This window comes from Brevibacillus sp. SKDU10 (genome assembly GCF_001645205.1).
Lineage (GTDB): Bacteria > Bacillota > Bacilli > Brevibacillales > Brevibacillaceae > Brevibacillus_B > Brevibacillus_B halotolerans.
The window spans coordinates 1-959 of the sequence record NZ_LSSO01000126.1 but is presented as its reverse complement, the minus strand read 5'-3'; the positions used below and the strand labels follow the sequence as shown (position 1 = coordinate 959).

1 protein-coding gene and 1 pseudogene are annotated in these 959 nt (G+C 41.5%); both read right to left on the bottom strand.

Annotated elements, in window-relative coordinates; all coding sequences use genetic code 11:
• Positions 1 to 355, bottom strand: a 355-nt coding sequence (locus tag AYJ08_RS07365; protein WP_197490607.1) for a metallophosphoesterase, incomplete at its 3' end; no start/stop codon positions are given.
• Between the two features lie 198 nt (positions 356 to 553).
• Positions 554 to 959, bottom strand: a pseudogene (locus AYJ08_RS23925) (PIG-L deacetylase family protein); the annotation flags it as partial.

Below are 959 nucleotides of genomic sequence, written 5' to 3'. Positions count from 1 at the left end.
TTTCTGGTCTGATCACCTGTTGTAAGGCTTCTTCTTCTGTTAAAGGCAATTCAAATCCGTAGAGGCGCAATGTTGTAGGCGCATTGTTACGCATCCATCTGCCCATCCAAAATTCATTGGCAATGGTTAAGGCCTTAATCATCATATCCTCATGATTTCCTTTTAAGGCAATAGCTCCTGCCTGAGTCAATTCCTTTACTTTCGCGATAACTCCCTTGGAATTGGGTCCACGATCTACGTAATCGCCTAACAAGATGAGCTGATCCTTGTCTGCATGGTAATTCGCTTTCGCTAATAATTGTTCCATTTTATCCAATTCTCCATGAATATCGCTCATTACCAGAGTACGTTTCATGCTGTCTCACTTCCTTTATCTGTCTACGGTATGGGGAGTTTTTGTTTCCATTGTATTACCTTACAGGAGCTAGGAGAGGGTGACAAGGTTTGTTCAGAAAAAAAGTAATTTTCAAAACAAAAATACAAACAAAAGAAGCATACAAGCAGACGAAGCTTTTGATATGTCATCCCAGATTACAATAGTAGTAGTGCCGGCTTACTCCATCCCTTCTAAAAAGCAAAAAGTCGGGATATTCGCTGCCTGTAGCTTGCGACCATGCTCATCTTGAAACTCATTTCGTCCCCTTGAACGTACCAGTGTGTAATATTCATAAGGGTTTATTACGGAAAAATCACCCTGTAGCACTCCAGGGAACGCTTTATTGACTGAATATTCCTGACTCTTGTAGGCCTGCAATGCCTTCCCCTTGTGATCCTTATATTTTGAAATATCAACTTTTGCTGTTATAGGGAACGTTGCTTGTGGAGGACGCTCCATACAATGATCGTAATAATGGGGAATGGAGACATAATACAAATCGGGATATTCCTGCTGGGCTAGTTGTTCTTCATAACGTTTCACGGCTGTTTCTACCGCATGAGAAAGCGCAATATGATCGGGA